This window comes from Ensifer adhaerens, assembly GCF_002940685.1.
Classification (GTDB): domain Bacteria; phylum Pseudomonadota; class Alphaproteobacteria; order Rhizobiales; family Rhizobiaceae; genus Ensifer; species Ensifer adhaerens_E.
On sequence record NZ_PNFP01000016.1, the window covers coordinates 112,429 to 133,089 of the forward strand.

General features: G+C 63.8%; 18 protein-coding genes. 14 read left to right on the forward strand and 4 right to left on the reverse strand.

Going from position 1 to position 20,661, the window contains the following annotated elements; all coding sequences use genetic code 11:
* The first annotated feature begins 6 nt into the window (after positions 1-6).
* Positions 7-1,095 carry a sensor histidine kinase gene (locus tag C1A35_RS27440; RefSeq protein WP_104667485.1) on the forward strand — a complete coding sequence of 363 codons (1,089 nt, stop codon included), beginning with the start codon at positions 7-9 and terminating at the stop codon, positions 1,093-1,095.
* Positions 1,092-1,895, forward strand: a complete 804-nt coding sequence (locus C1A35_RS27445; protein WP_104667405.1) for a LytR/AlgR family response regulator transcription factor — start codon at positions 1,092-1,094, stop codon at positions 1,893-1,895. The genes C1A35_RS27440 and C1A35_RS27445 overlap by 4 nt, the downstream gene beginning before the upstream one ends.
* A gap of 3 nt (positions 1,896-1,898) precedes the next feature.
* Here the strand turns inward: C1A35_RS27445 and C1A35_RS27450 are convergent, their stop codons facing one another.
* On the reverse strand, positions 1,899-2,792 hold the full coding sequence (locus C1A35_RS27450; protein ID WP_104667406.1) for a LysR family transcriptional regulator: 894 nt from the start codon (positions 2,790-2,792) through the stop codon (positions 1,899-1,901).
* A gap of 146 nt (positions 2,793-2,938) precedes the next feature.
* On the opposite strand from C1A35_RS27450, the gene C1A35_RS27455 reads away from it, so the two are divergent.
* From C1A35_RS27455 to C1A35_RS27465, 3 genes are all read left to right on the forward strand, one after another.
* Complete coding sequence (locus C1A35_RS27455) at positions 2,939-3,550, forward strand: glutathione S-transferase family protein (RefSeq protein WP_104667407.1); 612 nt, start codon at positions 2,939-2,941, stop codon at positions 3,548-3,550.
* Between the two features lie 60 nt (positions 3,551-3,610).
* Positions 3,611-5,677, forward strand: a complete 2,067-nt coding sequence (locus tag C1A35_RS27460; RefSeq protein WP_104667408.1) for a 2Fe-2S iron-sulfur cluster-binding protein — start codon at positions 3,611-3,613, stop codon at positions 5,675-5,677.
* Between the two features lie 68 nt (positions 5,678-5,745).
* Positions 5,746-6,966: an adenylate/guanylate cyclase domain-containing protein gene (locus C1A35_RS27465; RefSeq protein ID WP_104667409.1), complete on the forward strand. Its 1,221-nt coding sequence runs from the start codon at positions 5,746-5,748 to the stop codon at positions 6,964-6,966.
* Positions 6,967-6,977: 11 nt separating this feature from the next.
* On the opposite strand, the gene C1A35_RS27470 is transcribed toward C1A35_RS27465, so the two are convergent.
* A complete protein-coding gene (locus C1A35_RS27470) occupies positions 6,978-7,346 on the reverse strand; it encodes a DUF6074 family protein (protein ID WP_234823032.1) in 369 nt (122 codons plus the stop codon).
* Positions 7,347-7,607: 261 nt separating this feature from the next.
* On the opposite strand from C1A35_RS27470, the gene C1A35_RS27475 reads away from it, so the two are divergent.
* The 9 genes from C1A35_RS27475 (at position 7,608) to C1A35_RS27515 (ending at position 16,888) form a co-directional block, all read left to right on the forward strand.
* Positions 7,608-9,326, forward strand: coding sequence for an ABC transporter ATP-binding protein (locus tag C1A35_RS27475; RefSeq protein WP_104667411.1), 1,719 nt, complete (start codon positions 7,608-7,610; stop codon positions 9,324-9,326).
* Between the two features lie 98 nt (positions 9,327-9,424).
* Positions 9,425-10,987, forward strand: coding sequence for a D-aminopeptidase (locus C1A35_RS27480; RefSeq protein WP_104667412.1), 1,563 nt, complete (start codon positions 9,425-9,427; stop codon positions 10,985-10,987).
* Between the two features lie 80 nt (positions 10,988-11,067).
* Entirely contained in the window at positions 11,068-11,853 is a 786-nt protein-coding gene (locus C1A35_RS27485; RefSeq protein ID WP_104667413.1) for a pseudouridine synthase, read from the forward strand.
* A 229-nt stretch (positions 11,854-12,082) separates the two neighbouring features.
* Positions 12,083-13,060: a tripartite tricarboxylate transporter substrate-binding protein gene (locus C1A35_RS27490; protein ID WP_104667414.1), complete on the forward strand. Its 978-nt coding sequence runs from the start codon at positions 12,083-12,085 to the stop codon at positions 13,058-13,060.
* 216 nt (positions 13,061-13,276) lie between these two features.
* On the forward strand, positions 13,277-13,738 hold the full coding sequence (locus C1A35_RS27495; protein ID WP_104667415.1) for a tripartite tricarboxylate transporter TctB family protein: 462 nt from the start codon (positions 13,277-13,279) through the stop codon (positions 13,736-13,738).
* A 10-nt stretch (positions 13,739-13,748) separates the two neighbouring features.
* Positions 13,749-15,254, forward strand: coding sequence for a tripartite tricarboxylate transporter permease (locus tag C1A35_RS27500; RefSeq protein ID WP_104667416.1), 1,506 nt, complete (start codon positions 13,749-13,751; stop codon positions 15,252-15,254).
* A 120-nt stretch (positions 15,255-15,374) separates the two neighbouring features.
* Entirely contained in the window at positions 15,375-15,830 is a 456-nt protein-coding gene (locus C1A35_RS27505) for a hypothetical protein (protein ID WP_104667417.1), read from the forward strand.
* Positions 15,831-15,919: 89 nt separating this feature from the next.
* Positions 15,920-16,618, forward strand: a complete 699-nt coding sequence (locus tag C1A35_RS27510) for a helix-turn-helix domain-containing protein (RefSeq protein ID WP_158665182.1) — start codon at positions 15,920-15,922, stop codon at positions 16,616-16,618.
* Positions 16,619-16,672: 54 nt separating this feature from the next.
* Positions 16,673-16,888 carry a hypothetical protein gene (locus C1A35_RS27515; protein WP_077963379.1) on the forward strand — a complete coding sequence of 72 codons (216 nt, stop codon included), beginning with the start codon at positions 16,673-16,675 and terminating at the stop codon, positions 16,886-16,888.
* 45 nt (positions 16,889-16,933) lie between these two features.
* Here the strand turns inward: C1A35_RS27515 and C1A35_RS27520 are convergent, their stop codons facing one another.
* Positions 16,934-18,094 (reverse strand): RHE_PE00001 family protein, encoded by a 1,161-nt coding sequence (locus C1A35_RS27520; RefSeq protein ID WP_104667486.1) that lies wholly within the window; start codon positions 18,092-18,094, stop codon positions 16,934-16,936.
* Between the two features lie 1,164 nt (positions 18,095-19,258).
* Positions 19,259-20,527 carry a plasmid replication protein RepC gene (gene repC / locus C1A35_RS27530; RefSeq protein ID WP_104667420.1) on the reverse strand — a complete coding sequence of 423 codons (1,269 nt, stop codon included), beginning with the start codon at positions 20,525-20,527 and terminating at the stop codon, positions 19,259-19,261.
* Positions 20,528-20,661: the final 134 nt, after the last annotated feature.

Here is a 20,661-nt window from a genome sequence, read left to right on the forward strand (position 1 = left end):
ATGGCCATGAAACCTGAGGATGATACAAGATCGGTGGACGAAAGCGCCTATATCGCCAGCGTGCGGCGCGCAACGCTCTGGCTCGGCTTCCTCTACTGGTTCGTGGAATTCCTGATCAGCAGCATTCTGTGGGCGATCCTCGGGATCGACCCGATCATGTCGGCGCCGGGCAAGCTCCTGCTGATGTCCTGCGGCATGGCCTTTTCCTATGGCATCGCGGCCGCGATGTTTCACGTCCGCCACCAGCACATCGCACTGAAGATCGTCGTCGGCTTCACGACCGCTCTCGTTGCCGCCTTCGCCAACACCGGCGTCGACTTCCTGCTCTATCTTTCCATCGTGCGTCCCGACCCGATCACGCCCGATTGGACCAGCATCGGCTATACCCTGGTCTACAGCATGGCGACCTTCGTCGGCTGGTCCTTCTTCTTCGTTGCGCTGCTTTACAGTTTCGAGCTGCGCGAGCGCGAGCGGCGCCTGGCGATCACCCGCGAAGAGGCGCTCGCCGCGCAGATGAGGGCGCTGCGCTACCAGGTCAACCCGCACTTCCTGTTCAACACGCTGAACTCCATCACCGGCCTGATCGAGGAAGGGCAGAACCTTGCTGCGACACGCATGGTGATGTCGCTGTCCAACTTTCTGCGCACGACGCTGGAACTCGATCCGTTGCACGACGTGCGGCTCGCCGACGAACTCGCGCTCCAGGCCGGCTACCTCCATATCGAGGGCGAGCGCTACTCCGATCGAATGAAGCTCCGGATGGATATCGCAAACGGCCTCGAGGAGGCGCTGGTGCCAAGCCTCATCCTGCAGCCGCTGATCGAAAACGCGGTCAAGCACGGCGTCAGCCGCTCGCCGGACCAGGTGGAGATCGTCATCAGCGCGGCCAAGGTCGGCCAGGCGCTGGAGATCGCAGTCGAAAACGATATCGCCGCGGCGGCGGACGCCGGACGGCGGTCGGGCACGGGGATTGGCCTGAAGAATGTTGCCGATCGGGTCCAGGCGCGTTTTCCGGGTGTCGGTGCCTGCGTTTCAGGCCTCGTGACGCCCCGCCGTTTCAGAGCTGCCATCACAATGCCGCTGAGGCTTGCATGAACGAAATCCAGACCGTTCCGCTCTCGATCCTCGTCATCGACGACGAGCCCCTGGCGCGGCGCCGCCTTCTACGCCTGCTCGGCGCCATGCCCGCCGTCGAGGTGGTGGGAACGGCGGGCAACGTGCAGCAGGCCTGTTCCATGGTCGCTGAACTTACGCCGGACGCGATCCTGCTCGACATCCAGATGCCGGGCGGCACTGGCTTCGATGTCCTGGAGCGGCTTGGCGACCACGCACCCGCGGTCGTGTTCGTGACCGCCTTCGACCACTATGCGCTTCGCGCCTTCGAAGCCGCGGCGGTGGACTACGTCACCAAGCCGATCGAGTCCGACCGCCTGCGCACGGCGATCGAGCGCGCCCGCGTGGCGATCGCGGCGCGCACCAGTGCCGAACGGGTGCTCGAGCTCAACGAAACCGTGACGGTGCTTCGCAAGGCGCTTCGCAAGCAAGAGACCCAGGCGGGCGACCTGTGGATCAAATCCAGGGGAGAGTTCGTGCGCATCACGCTCGACCGGGTCGTGCGCTTTCAGGCGGAGCGCGACTATGTCCGCATTCACGTCGAGGGCCGGTCCTACCTGCACCACGAAAGCCTCGCCTCGCTCGAACGCCGCCTCGATCCCGCGGAATTCCTGAGGCTGCACCGCAGCTCGATCGTTCGCCGAGACTGTATCGTCGGGCTGAAGCAGGCCCCCTTCGCTGCGCTCATCGCCCTTCTGTCCGACGGCAGCGAGATCCGCATCGGCCGAACCTACGCCCGCCACATCAGACCGATGACCGGCGAGCGCAGCCAGCCGGACTAGCGGCTATCGCAGGACCGCGCGCAATCGCGGGACGGCGAAATCGACGAAGGCCCTGAGCTTCATCGGCACCAGCCCTTGAGGAAGATAGACGAGCTGGACCGGCAGTGCCGGGTGCTCGAAGGCCTCCAGCAGCGGGACGAGCAGACCGTCGGCGACCGGGCGTGCCACCTGATAGGAAAGCACCCGTGTCAACCCGAGACCGGATATCGCCGCGTCGACGGCGGATTCCGCCGTGTTGACGACAAGCCGTGAGCGGATCGGCGCGGCCAGTTCGCGCCCATCGTCGAGAAAGCGCCAGACATGGGCGGCCGTGACGTTCTCGAAGGTGATGCAATCATGGTCGGCAAGTTCGCTCGGGTGCCCGAGCACACCGTGCCGCGCAACATAATCGGGGCTCGCATAGACCACCCGGCGCACCGTGCCGATCTTCGTCGCCACGAGGTTGCTGTCGGGCAGATTGCCGATCCTCAGCGCCACGTCGATGTGATCGTCGACGAGATTGGCAAACCGGTCGCCCAGCGCAAGTCGCATATCGACCTCGGGATGGGCCTTGAGGAAATCGACCACCACGGGAAGCACATGCAGCCGCCCGAAAACGATGGGCGCGGAGACCGTCAGGTCACCCTTGATCGTGCTGTACTCGCCGGCCGCCACCCGCTCCGCTTCCTCAACGCGCGCGAGGATCTCCTTGGCGGCCTCGACATAGGCACGCCCGGCCTCGGTCAGGAGGATCTTGCGGTTGGTCCTGGTGACGAGCTGCGCGCCGAGATGTGCTTCCAGCTCGGAGACCTTCCGGCTGATCGTGGCCAGCGGCACCTTGAGGTGCCGGGAGGCGGCCGACAGGCTGCCGTTTTCGATGACGGCGAGCAGAACCCCCATGGCGTCGAGACGGTCCATCCTATCCTTCCATAATTTGGAAATCAGACTTTCGAAATCGCATTCTACTGCCGAAAATTGGAAAGTCCTAGATTGATCTCGAAGGCGGTTCATCCCGGACCGCCGGAGGGCCGCGACGGTTCTCAAGCTCTTCGAGGACATCTCCCATGAAACTCTACCGCCATCCGCTCTCCGGCCACTCGCACCGGGCGCAGCTTTTCCTGTCGCTGCTCGGCGTGCCGCATGAGTTGATCGACGTCGATCTCAAGGCACGGGCACACAAGGCGCCGGAATTCCTGGCGCTCAATCCCTTCGGCCAGGTTCCGGTGCTCGACGACGACGGCACGGTCATCGCCGACAGCAACGCCATCCTTGTCTATCTCGCCAAGAAGCTCGGTCGCATCGACTGGCTGCCGGAAGATCCGGCCGCGGCGGCGAAGGTGCAGAAGTGGCTCTCGGTTGCCGCCGGCGACATCGCCTTCGGTCCGGCGGCAGCGCGCCTCGTCACCGTCTTCGGCGCCAATCTGCGCGCCGAGGACGCAATCGCCCGGGCACACCGGGTGCTTGCGCAGATCGATGCCGAACTCGCCGGGCACGACTTCCTGGTCGGTGCGCGGCCGACCATCGCCGACATCTCGCTCTATAGCTACATATCCGCAGCCCCCGAAGGCAATGTCGACCTTTCCGACTACGCCCATGTTCGCGCCTGGCTTTCGCGCATCGAGCACCTGCCCGGTTTCGTCGGCTTTGAGAAGACCGCCGTCGGCCTCGCCGCCTGACCCAAGCTCCCCGGGGCGGCAACGCTGCCCCGGTCCTCCTTCCAACCGGGACACCCGACCATGCCGGACAACGCACAGCAGAAAAAGCCGGATTCGCCGTGGCACGAAGGCGAACTCGCCATCCAGCGCAGCCTCGGCGTCGCCGAGCGCATGGATGCGACCGGACGCAATTTCGTGCGCACGTTCATGCCCGAGCAGCACCAGCAATTCTTCCCGATGCTGCCCTTCGCCATGTTCGGGGCCGTCGATGCGAACGGCGATGTCTGGGCGACGATGCGCGCAGCGGAACCCGGCTTCATGCAGGCGCCGGACGCCTGGAACCTCGATATACGGTTGCCGCGCGACCCGGACGATCCGGCCGATGCCGGCATGGAGGACGCGCACTCCATCGGCATGCTCGGCATCCAGCTCGAAACCCGGCGCCGGAACCGGCTGAATGGCGCGATCCGGCGCGACAGCGACGACGGCTTCACGCTCCGCGTCCGCCAGAGCTTCGGCAATTGCCCGCAATATATCCAGCTTCGCCAGTTCGCCTTCGTTCGCGACCCGCACCAGCCGGCCTCGGTGCGCCCGGTGCACGGCACCGCCATCGACGACCGCGCGCGCACCGTCATCGCCAATGCCGACACCTTCTTCGTCGCCTCCTACGTCGATCGTGACAGTGGCGAGCGCCAGGTCGACGTCTCCCATCGCGGCGGCAAGGCCGGTTTCGTACAGATCGGCGAGGACGGGGTGCTGACGATCCCGGACTTCTCCGGAAACCTGTTCTTCAACACGCTCGGCAATTTCATGCTCAACCCGCGCGCCGGGCTGCTGTTCGTCGATTTTGCCACCGGCGACATGCTGCAGATGACCGGTAGCGCCGAGGTCATCCTGTCTTCTCCGGAGGTTGCGGCCTTTCAAGGTGCCGAACGGCTGTGGCGCTTCCGGCCGGAAAAGGTCGTCTATCGCGAGGATGGCCTGCCGCTCCGCTGGGCCTTCGAGGAAGGCGGCTGGTCGCCGAGCCTCTCATCGACAGGCGACTGGGACCAGGCGAAGGTCCGGCTTGAGGCCGCATCGCTTGCCGATGCTTGGCGTCCGTTCCGCATTGCCCGCGTCGAGGACGAGAGCACGACGATCCGCTCGCTCTATCTTCAGCCGGACGATGGCGTCGGGCTCATGGCCCACCAGGCCGGTCAGCACCTGCCCATTCGTATCAACCCTGAAGACGGCCAAAAGCCGCTCGTCAGGAGCTATACGCTTTCCTCGGCGCCGACGGATGGTCTCTATCGCATCAGCGTCAAGAAGGATGGTGCGGTTTCGAGACACCTGCACGGGCTGAAGCCGGGCGATCGGATCGAGGCGCGGGCGCCGGCAGGCAGCTTCACCATCGACGGGACCGAACGGCGTCCCGCCGTGCTGATCGGCGCCGGCGTCGGCATCACGCCGGTCATCGCCATGCTCAAGCACATCGTCACCGAAAGCCGCCGCAAGCGGCGCACACGCCCGACCTGGGTCTTCCAGGCGGCCCGCTCCCTGGAAGAGCGCGCCTTCGATGGCGAAATCGCAAAGCTGGTCGAGGAAGGCGAGGGCAACATTCGTCTGGTGCGGGCACTGAGCCAACCGGCAACGGCCATCGAGAGCCGCGACTATGACATTGCCGGTCGCATCGACCTCAGCCATCTCAAGGCCACCCTGCCCTTCGACGACTACGATTTCTATCTCTGCGGCCCGGCCGCCTTCACCCAGTCGCTCTATGACGGTCTGCGGGCGCTCAACATCGCCGATGCCCGCATCCATGCGGAGGCCTTTGGGCTGTCGTCGCTGACGCGGCGGCCGGATGGTGGCTCCGCCCCTGCAACAGCACCGGCTGCCAGCGCCCCCGTTCACGTCGTCTTTGCCAAGTCGAGCAAGGAGGCGCGCTGGCAGCCGGGCAATGGAAGCCTGCTCGATCTGGCCGAGGCGCGTGGGCTCAGCCCCGAATACGGTTGCCGCAACGGCAGTTGCGGCTCCTGCCGGACGCCGGTGCTGGAGGGTAAGGTAACCTACCCCTCGCAGCCCTCCTTCCCGGTCGCCGAAGGCGAAGCGCTCATCTGCTGCGCCGTGCCGGCGGAAAGCGAGGCGGGCAATCTGCATCTTTCGCTCTGAGCCCTGGTTCGGCTATGGATGATGCACCACATCATCATGCAGTCGACCTCGGCCGAGCGGGATGCGCCATGAACGACCAACAGATACGCGATATCGTGCTCTGGCTCTCCGAACAGGGCCTCAAGGGACTGGACGAGCCGGAACTCTTTGCCGGGTTCTGCGAACAATGTCGGGCAGCCGGTCTCGACCTTGCCCGCGCGCTCGGACTGATCGACACGTTGCATCCCGAATTCGAGGGGCGCGCGTTCCAGTGGAACGATGAAAGCGAGATCACCCCGGAAGTCATCCAGTATGGCTCGACAACCACCGGCGAGGCCCTGCTGAACTGGCAGAACTCGATCTTCTACCACATGCTCTGCGATCAGGCGGCCGAGCGCCGCATCCGGCTCTCGGCCGGCGAAGGGACCACCTACAACATACTGGACCGGTTGAAGGGCGAAGGCCACACCGACTGCGTCAGCATGATCCACCACTTCACCGACCAGGGCCGCGTCGGCGAGATGGACTGTTTCTACTCCTATTGGACCACGCGGAGCGACGGCGGCTTCAGCGAGGATGATATCGCCGCACTCCGTATCCTGCTGCCGACGCTTGCGCTTGCGGTCAAGGCCGGCTCATGCGTGCGCATCATCGGCACCCTTGCGGACGTCTATCTCGGCGCCGACGCCGGCCAGCGCGTCGTCAAGGGCAGCATTGCCCGCGGGTCGGCCGAGCGCATCGAAACGGTGATGTGGTTTTCGGACCTGCGCGGCTATACGCGCATCTCGGACACCGCCGCGCCCGACGAAATCATCCCGCTCCTGAACGACTATTCGGGAACCGTGATCACCGCCATTCACGACCATGGCGGCAGCGTGCTAAAGCTGATCGGTGACGGTGTCCTGGCGATCTTCAATGCCGACGATCCGGGAACCGCCTGCGCCAACGCGATCGCCGCCGAACGGCAGCTGCGCCGCATGCTCGCGGAACTCAACGCCCGCCGGCAAGGCGAAGGCAAGCCGACCACCGAGGTCTATCTCGGGCTTCACATCGGCGAAGTCTTCTACGGCAATATCGGCAGCCAGACCCGCCTCGATTTCACCGTGGTCGGGCCGGCGGTTAACGAAGTGAGCCGTATCTCTTCGATGTGCCGTTCGGTCGAGCGGCAGATGATCATGTCGTCTGAATTCGTTGAGGCCTGCCCGCCGGAAGAGCAGCAACACGCAGTGTCGCTCGGCCGTTTTGCGCTGCGCGGCATCGCCAGGGCAAAGGAGCTCTTTACCTGGGATCCGGAGTTGCCGGTGACGTGAAAAGTCGGCGGTTACTGGCTCATCACGCCTGCCGAGAGGCGCGAGAGATGGCGGTGCTGCAGCTCCACCTGCACCTCGTCCTGAAAGTCCATCACCTGGCGGCGGACCTCGTCCTCCGAGCAGCCGCAGGCGAAAAGTTCGTCGGCAAGCGCCCGGCACCGGCGGCGCCAGAATTGCAGCGCTTCGGCACCGTGCAGGTCTTCAAGTTCGGCGGCAGCGTTGCGGATGGCATTCAATCTCCTTGCCACCGGAAACGGAACAATGGTGTTGGTTTCCGTGGCTTCCACTGATTGATTGCCTGCCATCGTCTCGTTTGCCCCCTGGACTTCATGCGTTGACGTGAACGCACGAAGACGCCCTACGCTGTCGATATCGAGCAACTGCTCCGCCTCCGGTGTCCCCAATCGAAGGCGAACTGCTCTGCTGATTCCATTTCTACGAAGCCTATGGTTAACGTTTCCTTCCCAGCGGTGCCGAAGTGAACCGATTGCGTCTCGCAGGTGCCAGAGACATCGGTCGCGTCACGTGGCCGACACGCTTTCACGCTTTTCTGGGTTGGTTTCGATCCAAAAACATGACATTGAAAATCATCTTTCTATCAGCGCCCCCACGGCGCCCCCGCCCCCAGTGAGTGCACGTGCATGCTGAAGCGTTTCTTCGCGTTCTACCGCCCCTATCGTGGCCTGTTCATCCTCGACTTCTCCTGTGCCGTGCTGTCGGGTCTTCTCGAACTCGGCTTCCCGATCGCGGTGAAGCTGTTCGTCGACCAGCTTCTGCCGAGCCAGGAATGGACGCTGATCCTGCTCTCCTCGGTCGGACTCCTCATCGTCTATCTGCTCAATACCGGCCTGATGGCGACCGTCACCTATTGGGGGCACATGCTTGGCATCAATATCGAGACGGACATGCGTCGCATGGCCTTCGACCACATGCAAAAGCTCTCCTTCTCGTTCTTCGACAACCAGAAGACCGGCCATCTGGTCGGCCGGCTGACGAAGGATCTCGAAGAAATCGGCGAGGTCGCCCATCACGGACCCGAGGATCTGTTCATCGCGGTCATGACTTTCATCGGCGCGCTGGTGTTGATGCTGATGGTGCACTGGCAGCTGGCGCTGATAACGGCTGCCGTCGTGCCGCTGACCGCCTGGGTGACCAGCCGCTACGGCGGACGCATGACGCGGAATTTCCGCAATCTCTACGGCCGGGTCGGCGATTTCAACGCCCGCATCGAGGAGAATGTCGGCGGCATGCGCGTGGTGCAGGCCTTCGCCAACGAAGCGCATGAGCGCAGCCTGTTCGAAACCGACAACCAGAACTATCGCCGCACCAAGCTCGAAGCCTACCGCATCATGGCCGCAAGCACGTCGCTCAGCTACATGAGCATGCGGCTGACGCAACTGATCGTGATGATCACCGGCTGCTATTTCGTGCTGACGGGCGAACTGACGAATGGCGGCTTCGTCAGCTTCCTGCTTCTGGTCGGCGTCTTTTTCCGGCCGGTCGAGAAGATCAACTCGGTGATCGAGACCTATCCGAAGGGCATCGCCGGCTTCAGGCGCTTCCTCGAACTGATGGAGACCGAGCCCGATATCGAGGATCGCGCCGGTGCGGCCGCCGTCGCCGGCCTCAAGGGTGACATTTCCTATCGCGGCGTTTCGTTCGGCTACAGCGCCGAGAAACCGATCATCCAGAACATCGACCTGACGATCCATGCCGGCGAGACCATCGCCTTTGTCGGCCCGTCAGGCGCCGGCAAGACGACGATCTGCTCGCTGCTGCCGCGCTTCTACGAGGTGAGCGAAGGCGCGATCACCGTCGACGGCACCGACATCCGCGATATCACCCTTTCGTCGCTGCGCGGCCAGATCGGCATCGTGCAACAGGATGTCTTCCTCTTCGCCGGCACCATTCGCGACAACATCGCCTATGGCCGGCTCGGGGCGAGCGAAGCCGATATCCTCGACGCGGCGCGGCGCGCCAAGCTCGACCAGATGATCGCCGCCCTGCCCGATGGCATGGACACGGTGATCGGCGAACGCGGCGTCAAGCTTTCCGGCGGGCAGAAGCAGCGATTGGCGATCGCCCGCATGTTCCTGAAAAACCCGGCGATCCTCATTCTCGACGAGGCCACCTCGGCGCTCGACACCGAAACCGAGAGGGCGATCCAGCAGTCGCTTGCCGAGCTGTCCAGGGGACGGACGACGCTGATCATCGCGCACCGGCTGGCGACGATCCGCGATGCCGACCGCATCGTCGTCGTCGACGGCAGCGGCATTCGCGAGCAGGGTCCGCACGCAACGCTGCTTGCCGCCAAGGGCGCCTACAGCCGGCTCTACCACGCGCAGGCGGGCGCCGGCTGAAGAGAGCTGCCGGCGCGGCATTGCATGTGCAGAAAGGGGGCGGTACGAACACAGGCAAACACCGCCCCTGCCCCTCGTCGGACCGATCCGCCAGCGCCATGACCTCTTCTGCACTCTCCGCCCTCGAACGCGCCCTAACCGCCCTGCCGCAAAACTATCCCGGCCCCGGCGGCGTCGCCGGTGTGGTCCGGGACGGGCAGGTTATCCTGCGCCATAGCTGGGGCTATGCGGATCTCAGCGCCCGCAGGCCGATGACGGCGGCAACGCGCATACCGATATGCTCGATCACCAAGCAATTAACCTGCGCCGTGCTTCTAGATGCCGTCGGCGAGCCGGCGAAGCTCGACCGCGCACTCGACGCCTACCTGCCGCTGCTTGAAGGCAAGCGCCCGACCGTGGCCCATCTCTGTCACAACCAGTCGGGGCTGCGCGACTACTGGGCGCTGACCGTGCTCCAGGGCGCCAGGCACGACGGCGTCTTCCGCCGTGAGGACGCACGCCCCCTGCTCTCCTCCGCCCGCTCCACGCATTTCGAGCCGGGCACGCGCTACTCCTATTCGAACGGCAATTTCCGTATCCTCGCCGACCTCATCGAAGAGCATACCGGCCGCTCGATGGCCGAACTCTACCAGCGCTCCGTCTTCGCTCCGGCTGACATGCCGACCGCGGCCCTCACCCCCGACACGAGCCTGCCACCCGGCGAGATCGTCGGCTATGAGGGCAATGAGGCGGTGGGCTACTTCGAGGCGATGAATCGCATCTACTGGGCGGGGGACGCCGGTGTTTCCGCCTCGCTCGACGATATGCTTGCCTGGGAATGTTTCATCGACCGGACGCGTGACGACGAGGGCAGCCTCTATCGCCGGCTTGCGGCACCGCAGGCCTATGCCGACGGCCGCCCGGCTTCCTATGGCTTCGGCCTTGCGCATGAAAATATCGGCGACGTCGCCGTCAGCGGCCATGGCGGCGCGCTTCGCGGCTTCCGCAGCCGCAGGCTTTACGCACCCGCTGAACGCCTTTCCGTCGTGGTGATGTTCAACCACGAAGCCGATGCCTACGCGGCGGCAACGACAGTGATGAAGGCAGCCCTTGGCCATGGGGATGCCGAGCCCGCGGCCGGCACTTGGGATGCCGGCGGCACCGGCAGCTATCTCGACCCTGAAACGGGCCTCGCACTCGTCACCAGGCCCATCGGCCAATCCCGCGTTTCGCTCAGCTTCGCCACGGCTGCCGAATCGCTTGTTGCCGGCCCTGATGGCGGAGCACGCTCGCCGGCCGTTAGCCTTCGTGTGGATGGCACCTCGCTTCACATGGACCGCCCGCGCGAGAACCTCACGGTCAATGCCGCGCGCATTTCCGGCAGCGCGCGACCCGACATCGCCGGCCGCTACCAGGCGGCTGAACTCGACGCCCGTCTCGACATCGTCTCCACCAACGGCGTCTTCTACGGCGGGTTCGACGGTCCGCTTGGCACAGGCGCCATGCATGCCATGCGACCCCTGGCCGAAGATGTCTGGCTGCTTCGCTGCAAACGCTCGATGGATGCGCCGGCACCGGGAGACTGGACCGTGCTCATCCGGCGTGACGCCGAAGGCAAGGTGACGGGGCTGACTATCGGCTGCTGGCTCGCCCGGCGGATCGACTATGCCAAGATCGGCTGATGCGGCGCCCGCGTTGTCGGATATGTTGAGCAGAAGGGCGGCGACATGCCGCCAGTGACCTGGAACCGGAAGACCACAGCGTGAAACAGAAGCGACCGACAGCCGCCCGCGACACCGGTCGACGCCCCGCGGCCGATGCCGGCAAACGCGTGACGATCGCCCGCGCGCTTTCCAAGCTTGGTTACTGCTCACGCACGCAGGCCGAGACGCTCGTGCTTGAAGGACGCGTCAGCATAAACGGACGCAAAGCCCTGGATCTCACCGCATGGGTCGATATCGACAAGGATCGCCTTGCCGTCGACGGTAAGGCCGTCCTTGCCGAAAACAAGGTCTATCTGATGCTGAACAAGCCGCGCGGACTGGTGACCACCCGGCACGACCCCGAGGGCCGACCGACAGTCTTCGATTGCCTGAAGGATATCGATTCCACCCATCTGTCGCCCGTCGGCCGCCTCGACAAGGCGAGCGAGGGCCTTCTGCTCTTCACCAACGACACCGTGCTCGCGCAGCGGCTGCTCGACCCGGAAACCCATGTCGGCAAGGTCTACCACGTGCAACTGGCCGGGCAGATCGGCGACGCCCAGCTAACGCAAATGGTCGCCGGCATTGACGAAGGTGGCGAGACATTGCGTGCGGCCCGGGCCCAAAGTTTGAGGGCGGGCGACCGCAACATGTGGATCGAAGTAGAGCTCGAAGAAGGGCGCAATCGCCAGATCCGCCGCATGCTCGACGCGCTCGGCTTCGAGGTGCTGCGGCTGCTGCGGGTTTCGATCGGGACGGTCGCTCTCGGCGGCTTGCCGAAGGGCGCGACGCGTGCGCTCACCGCGGATGAAATCGCCTATCTGAGGCAGCGCACGGGCCTCTAGGTAAAACCGCGCCGATGCTTCCAGCGTCCGCGATGGGTGGAAATCCACCCACGCCGGTGCCGTCATGTTTCCAAATCCACCCAAAGTCGATCCAGGCTCCTGACAAATGCGTCGGATCATGGGGACAGACCGTTGTCTGTGCTAAGATTGCGTCCGCAAATGGGGGCACCCAGTACCGGCGTGGGAGGAAACCTTGCCGGCTGGCCATGTTTCATCCGGGAGGAAGAAGATGAAAACCCTCAATACATTGCTTGGCGCCGTTGCCGCCCTTTCAATTTTTGCCGTTTCCGCCAACGCACAAACCTATCCCGAACGTTCGATCACCATGGTCGTGCCCTTCTCCGCCGGTGGCCCGACGGATACGGTTGCGCGCCTGGTCGCTGAATCCATGTCGAAGGATCTCGGCCAGCAGATCATCGTCGAGAATGTCGGCGGTGCCGGCGGCACGCTCGGCGCCGGTCGCGTCGCCCAGGCCGATCCGGACGGCTACACCGTACTGCTCCACCACATCGGCATGGCGACCAGCGCGACGCTCTACCGCAAGCTTGCCTATGACACGCTGAACGCCTTCGAATATGTCGGCCTCGTCACCGAAGTGCCGATGACCATCGTCGCGCGCAAGGACCTCGAGCCGACCGACCTCAAGGGTCTCGTCGAATATGTGAAGGCGAACAAGGACACGGTCACCGTCGCCAACGCCGGCATCGGCGCCGCCTCGCATCTCTGCGGCATGATGTTCATGAGCGCCATCGAAACACCGCTGACGACCGTCCCCTACAAGGGCACCGGCCCGGCGATGACCGATCTCCTCGGCGGCCAGGTCGACATCATGTGCGACCAGACCACCAACACCACGAAGCAGATCCAGGGCGGCACGATCAAGGCCTATGCGGTCACCTCGCCCGAGCGCCTCAAGGTCTTCCCTGACCTGCCGACCACCTCCGAAGGCGGCCTGCCGAACCTTCAGGTCGGCATCTGGCACGGCATCTACACGCCGAAGGGTACGCCCGCCGAAGTGAACGAGCGCCTGTCGAAGTCGCTGCAGGTCGCGCTCAAGGATGCCAACGTCGTCGCACGCTTCGGTGAACTCGGCACCGAGCCGTCCTCGGACGCCGACGCCACCCCGGCCGCACTGAAGACCAAGCTCGAAGGCGAGATCGCCCGCTGGAAGCCGGTGATCGAAGCTGCCGGCCAGTACGCCGACTGATCCGTCACTCATCGCGCCGCGCTCTCGATCGATGTCGGAGCGCGGCGGTTCTGACATGGGACGTTCGGGCGGTATCCGAGAGGAGCCGTCAACAGCGGTTGACAGCTGTCAACGCGGTATAGCCCAATGTGCGAACCCGGCGTGAGCCGGCAATGCCAATGCGGGAGGCCGTCAACGCCTCGGCCCGGCTACCCCGCTAAAAGAAATGGGGACACGATGAAATCACTCTCCTTCGATAGCACCAACGCGCTCTGCGGCGGCATCTTGACTGCGGTCGGGCTGTTCTTCGCCTGGCAGGCCTTCAACCTGGAGCTCGGCACCGCCTTTCGCATGGGCCCCGGCTATTTCCCGCTCTTGCTTGCGATCATCCTGACGCTCCTTGGCATCGTGATCCTGGTGCAATCCACGCGCGTCCAGGGGGAGCCGATCGGCGCGATCGCCTTGCGCGGCATGCTCTTCATTCTGCCGGCGCCTGTTTTCTTCGGCCTGACCGTCCGCGGTCTTGGCTTCGTACCGGCCCTGTTCTTCACGGCGCTCATCGCCTGCTTTGCCTCCGGCCGCATGACGCCGCTCATGGCGTTGGCGCTTTCGGCAGCGCTGACCGCGTTCTCGGTCGCCGTATTCAGCTACGGCCTCGGTCTCCCCTTCCAGCGCTTCGGCCCCTGGGTCCAGTTCTAGGAGGCGCGTGATGGAACTCTTCAGCAATCTCGCGCTCGGTTTCGCGACCGCCGCCTCCCCCGCCAATCTGCTCTTCTGCCTGATCGGCGTGCTGCTCGGCACCCTGATCGGCGTCCTGCCCGGCATCGGCGCCACGGCGACCATCGCCATGCTCCTGCCGATCACCTTCCAGCTCGAGCCGGTCTCCTCGCTGATCATGCTCGCCGGTATCTACTACGGCGCGCAATATGGCGGCTCGACCACGGCGATCCTGATCAACATGCCGGGCGAATCCTCCTCGGCGGTCACGGCAATCGACGGCTACCAGATGGCCCGCAAGGGTCGTGCCGGCGCGGCCCTGGCAATCGCCGCCCTCGGCTCGTTCTTTGCCGGCACCGTCTCGACCTTTCTCGTCGCCGTGTTTGCACCGCCGCTGACGGAAATCGCCCTGAAGTTCGGCGCTGCCGAATACTTCTCGCTGATGATCGTCGGCCTTGTCTCCTCGATCGCGCTCGCGCACGGGTCGATCGTCAAGGCACTGGCCATGGTCGCCTTGGGACTGCTGCTCGGCCTTGTCGGCACCGACATCTATTCCGGCACACCCCGCTTTACCCTCGGCATCCGCGAATATGCCGACGGCCTGAACTTCGTGGCGCTTGCCGTCGGCGTCTTCGGCATCGCCGAAATTCTCCGCAACCTTGAAAACGAACGCACCCGCGAGGTGCTGATGGCCAAGGTCACCGACCTGATGCCGACCAGGGACGACTTCAGGCGCATGTTCGCGCCGGTCGTGCGCGGCACCATCATCGGCTCGGCGCTCGGCATTCTGCCCGGCGGCGGAGCGATCCTTGCCGCCTTCGCCTCCTACACGGTGGAGAAGCGCGTTTCGGATCGTCCCGAGGAGTTCGGCCACGGCGCCATTGCCGGCGTCGCCGGTCCGGAAAGCGCCAACAATGCCGGCGCGCAGACGTCGTTCATTCCGCTGCTCACCCTCGGCATTCCCGCCAATCCGGTGATGGCCTTGATGATCGGTGCGATGATCATTCAGGGCATCGTGCCCGGTCCAAACGTCGCCTCCGAACAGCCCGCCCTCTTCTGGGGCATCATCGCCTCGATGTGGATCGGCAATCTGATGCTGGTGGTCCTGAACCTGCCGTTGATCGGGCTTTGGGTAAAACTGCTCAAGATCCCCTACTACGTGCTGTTCCCGATCATCATGGCCTTCTGCTCGATCGGGGTCTACAGCGTCAACTCCAACGTCTACGACCTCTATGCCGTCGCCTTCTTCGGCCTTGTCGGCTACCTGCTCCTGAAGTTGCGCTGCGAGCCGGCGCCGCTGTTGCTCGGCTTCGTCCTCGGACCGCTGCTTGAGGAAAACCTCCGCCGGGCCATGATCCTGTCGCGCGGCGACCCGACCACCTTCGTCACCCGGCCGATCAGCGCCATCCTGCTTCTGATCGCCGCGCTCGTGCTCGTCGTCGTCTTCCTGCCGAGCGTGAAGGCGAAACGGCAGGAGGTTTTTGTCGAGGAGGACTGATCCCTGCCCGCCATTTTCTGGATAATACCAATATAATTCAATAGGTTAATCGCCGCGCTTCCATCCGGATGCGCGGCGATTTCATGACTGCGGCATTCTGCCCCTGCGCGGTTTGCCACATTGAGCTTTATCAAGCCGCTCGCCTATCTCTGGCTCATCGAAACAGGGACAAACCGGGCGATGACACGTCGCGAAAAGACCAGATGGGACAATGCCGTGCGCATGCTGTGCGCCGCGGCCCTGTTCCTGCTTGGTTTTGCCCATCTCGGCCCGGTCCTCGCAACGCCCCTGTCGGCGACCGAGCGGGCGCTTTATGCCCTGCCCGACGGATCCCTGCCCGACTTTTGCCAGACCGGCGCGGACGAAGACGGCAAGGACCGGCCCGGTCATAAACATGTCTGCAGCGCCTGCCGGTTCTTCTTGGCCCTGCTGACGCCGCCGGATGGTTCGCTGAGCGAACGCCTGGAAGGAGACCGCTCTCCCGCAGTTCGCATCACGACGGTTCGATCGACACCACAATTTCACTCGCCGAATGCCAGTCCGCGAGGCCCGCCGCAGGTCGTCACCCGGCTTTGACCTCCGTTGACAGCTGTCAACATCCTCTTCGACGCCGGTCGGCATCGAGGCACGTCGCCTCGTTTGCATCGGTTATGCGGACATTTTTCATGCCAGAAACCCTGATCCCCACCGCCGCTTCGGCGGTTCCTCCTCGTGCGTCCTCGATAAGGCCACCGCGCCCGACGCCACGCAGCCGCGTCGTCGGCGAAAATTCCACCCTTCTCTACGAGGGCGGACGCAACCGTTCGCTCTACCGCGTCGTCGACGGCTGCATCGTGCTTTCGCAGCTTCTCGACGACGGGCGTCGGCAGATCACCGACGTGCTTGGTCCCGGCCGGCTCTTCGGATTCACCGTCGACGGCCGCAACATCGCCACCGCCGAAACGCTCAGCATCGCGCGCATCGAGCCTTTGGGCGACGCCGACCTCAATGCCACCAATCCGACCGTTGCCAGTGAGCTGAAAACGACGCTGCAGCGGATGCAGGTCCATGCCACGCTGCTCGGTCGCAAGACCGCCAGCGAGAAGGTCGCAAGCGCCCTGGTCGAACTGGCGCGCCTGTTCAACCGAACTGGCCGCAATGGCGCCCCTGCCCGGCTGGGCTTTCATCTGCACCTCACCCGCGCTGACCTCGCGGACTGGCTGGGCCTTACCGTCGAAACGGTCAGCCGCTGTCTCAACCGCTTCAAGCGCGAGGGTCTGATCGACTTCAGCCATCCGAAGACGATGCGCGTGCTCGACCCCGAACGCCTCGAGGCCACTGCCGGCTTCACCCGCCACCGGACCGGCGACGCCGCACGGCCCTGAATAAACCTCGCGCCGCCTGTCCCCCCATGCGGCCACCCACGCAAAGGAAAAGCAATGATTGCGAGACTCGTCTACCACGTGCCGGTGTTCGGCTGGATGCTCAAGGAGGCCGTGCAGGGTTCACAGACGGCCAAGGTGCTGTTCCTCGTCAACTGCGCGCTGATCTGGTTGCTCGCCATCGTCACCTTCGGATATCCGGCGATCATCATTCCGGCATTGACGCTCGTGCCCGTGATCTTCGTTCTGTTGATCCTGATCACGACGGGCTGACGCCGATCCACCCCGGCGTCAGTTAGCGCTGCGGAGCGCCCTCAGCTAAAGCACGCCCCAGCCGCGGTAGCGCCCGCGGCCGGTCATTTCACGGATGCCGAGTTCGCGAACAAGGTTCAATGCGCCGCGTGGCGTCACGCCGACGTGCCGGGCGACCAAGCCCGCCGACACGATCGGTCGCGACAGAACGAGCTCGATCAAGGCCGGCAGGCTGCTGTTGGAACGGCGATCGCGAATGCGCATATCCATCTGGGTCTTGGCAAGCGACAGCCGGTCGAGTTCTTTCAGACCGAGTTCGGCCGTCACCGTCATCGCCTCCAGAAAGGCACTCCAGCGGGTCAATGCGTCCTGGGACCGTCGCCGCTCGTGGCGGATCGTCTTCAGCCCGGTGTTGAACGACAACAGATGCGTGGTGACCTTGCCTCTTGTGCGCAGATAGGCGCCAACCATCAGCGACCCCAACCAATGCTGCCGGCGCAAGGGCTCTTTGCGATCCCAGGCGTCGAAGAGCAAGGCGGCGCCGAGGCAGGGCGGCAGTTGATCGGCCGCTGAGAGCATCTGGCGCCAGTCGTCAAGCCGCGCGTCCTCATCCCAATCTTCATCGAAGAGCAGGCCGAGCTGTCCCTCCGGCTCCCGGGCCGTCGCAAGGGCCATCCGCTCCGCGACCTCCAGCGTATCTTGGTCATGCGCATCGAGCAGGCGCTGCGAGCGGGCGATGGCTGCATCGATGGCCGCAAACTCGGCCGCCATCGGATTGCTGTCGCCATCGTCCTCCAAAGCGCGCTCAGGCTCGCGGTCGGGACTATCCGCTATCTGCCGCTTCTGCGGCGGCGGGACATCGACCGGATCCGCGGTTGCGCTCTGTTCGCCCCTGAGCGCGGCGAGCCCTTGGACGGATAGAGCCCAGCCGGGCTCCGCCAGCCAGATGCGTCGGCGGGCTTTCAGGACGGAGTGAGCGATGGTCAACTCATGGGTCGGCGTTCGCGCATCCATGTGGGCGTCATGCAGCACAAGATCCTCGACGTGAACGAGTTCGCCGGCCACCCAAAGAGCAGCAGCCGCATCAAAGAAATGCCCGCGTTCGCGATAGCCGTCCTCCACAACATGGCGGTTCGTGCGCTCATCGAGGCGCGCCAATGCGTCTTCGGCGGAGATCATCAGGGGAATTAGCGTCGGATGGTACGGATCGGAAGACTGGTATCGCATCTTGAACGAAGACGGTTGCTGCAAAAACGGAGCGTAACACGAGAATCATTTCCCCCACAGACAGGAGACGTTTTCTCCACTGATTGAAGACCGGCAGGCTCGCCTTGGTGATCCAAGCGATCGATCGGGGGAAGTACCACGCTGGCCCTGTTGACCTTACCCTATCGCAGGCGTGCTTCCGCCAACGTGTTGACAGCTGTCAACTGTTTTCCGGCACCGCGTTCGAGGAGATAGAAGCGGTCAGCGCGTCCAGTATGATTTGCGCGGTCTCCTGCGGCCCAGCTGAGTTCGCGATCACGCGGCCCAGGGTTTCCAGATTTTTCTCAAGGACTCCAAGCGTCGTTGCGGTGAACCACCGTCTCCAGCGGTGCCCACAGGGTAAAGACATGGACGGACACATTCAGCGGCAGATGGCTTCGGAACAGGGTTATGTTCTCCGGCCGTTCGAAGACGTAATCGAATAGGTGCGTCTGGCCCCCATCTGCACGCAACTGGCAACAAGCGCCGCGCCGGCCCTATAGGTCGATCCAGCCCCCAGGTGGTCCCGCGCGTTGGCGGGCGCGAAGTGGCGCAACGCATCGCCCGAGATGTTTATCGTTCCGTCCCAGCGGTTCGCCAGGATCCGGCTCACTGTCGACTTACCGACACCCCGCCGGTCCATTGATGATTACGACTTGCGCCACTTGTTTGCATCCTTTTGAGCCCAGTCCCGGTTTCTCGGGAGGTGAGGCTGGAATGGAGCGTATCCGCCTACGTTGGGAAGTCTTGCATCTCACAACGTGCCTTTAGCCGGGGAAGGGGGCTTTACAACCCGCAAACGGCCCTGGTTGACAGCTGGCAACAGCTCGCAATTCTGTCTGCCGCTGCGGTCATGCAGATCGAACTTCAAGCGGGACGCAAGACTTTCATCGATCGACTCCATGGAGAGAAGAACGAAGCATTTTCCAACCCGTCCGGGCAACGGAACAAAGCGGACCCTTACTTTCCGTAAGGTATCGAAACGGTAATGTTTTCTGAGGAGTGGGAGGTGTCCGAAAACAGCCTCAAGCGCAAGAATAACCCAGAGATGTCAACGAATCCCTTCTCCTACAGTGTCCCGCATTTCCCCGTCACAGACAAGCCGGAGCATTCCCGAACATGCTTCAGCCTGGGCGCCATTGCTCCTTATCCGCTCATGGCAACAGTTCCCGCCTGGGCCCGCAGACGCGCCGCGAGCATCGCCGACACGGTGAATGTCCGGCCTTTTGCCCGACGCGTCAGGTCACGCAGATATCCCCCGGCGGAATGGATGTGCTCGGACCGTTCGAGCAGGCACGCGAGCACTGTCGCGGTCGTTTGTGGACCAAGCACCGCGCAGGCCTCGTGGTAGGCCTCGGTGCTGATGCCGAGCATCGTGCTGACGACGTTTGCCGCAGCAAACATGTCGCGCCAGCTGCCGATGCGCCCCGTCGGCCCATAGTCTCGGATCTGAGGGCACGCCTTCAGGACCACCGGCAGCGTGGTGAGATGTTCGTGCAGGCGGGCAGGGGAGGGCGACGGTGGGGTCCCCGCGACAATGTCATCATCGGCGTTGCATTGCGTCTCGGCGGCGGCCTCAGCCGAAATTTCCCGGTCAGACCGTTCACAAGCGATTTCAGATTCAGATTGATAATCGGATTCTGAATTCTGTATGTGCCGCTCATTCTGGCGTTCATTGGCAGCCGTATTCTGCGTTTTCAGCAAGTTTTCCAGATAATTAGTCAGATCGTCGCGAAGGACGGAAAGAAGGCCGAGCGCGCGCTCCACGTCGGTGATCGACGGCTTGCGTGAAAGGGCCATATAGACGGTCTGGCATTGCATGTCTGCCTCATCCGCCCGTGCGATATCGGACGGACGCAGGAGTTCGACGAGCTTGACGACGTCACGGCGGCAAAGGCTTAAGCGCTCGCGCATCATCTGCAGGTAACGACGATCGGCTTCCAGCCGCGCCGCTTCCCGAGTGAACTCGGACGCTCGCGTCAGCATCGGTGCGAGGTCGAAGCCAAAGGCCTGGCCGATGGCGCCCTTGCGGTCGCGCCGGGCGTAACGCTTGCCGTTGGGGCTGTCGCGCCGCAGGATGAGGCCGGCCTCGACGAGGGCCGTCAGATGCCGCCTCAGCGTCGTTTCGGCCATGCCATGCGTGCGGAGGGAAAGCTGCGCATTCGATGGAAACACGACGAGCCCGGCGGACGGGTCGAGTTCAGCTTTCGGATAGAAAGACAGCAGTGCATTGAGCACCGCAAGCGAACGGTCGGAAACCCCAAGGCCTGTCTTGGCGGCGCATACCGTTCGAAACAATTTCCACTTGTCGACGCTCCCGTCGTCGACGGCCGGTGCGCTGGAAAGTTGGTGTGCCAACATCCCAAGCGTCATCGACCGCCGCCCGAAGGGCGTCGTGACAATCCCACGATCCATTTTCTTCACCTTTTCCAAGGCAAAAGAAATCCGTTCGCCGAAACGACGTTGAAAACTCTTGACACCGATTCGCGGAAATGGGATTCTCTAGTTGCTACACGAGAGAAGGGTTTCCGCAGCGCTAGTCGTTCGGA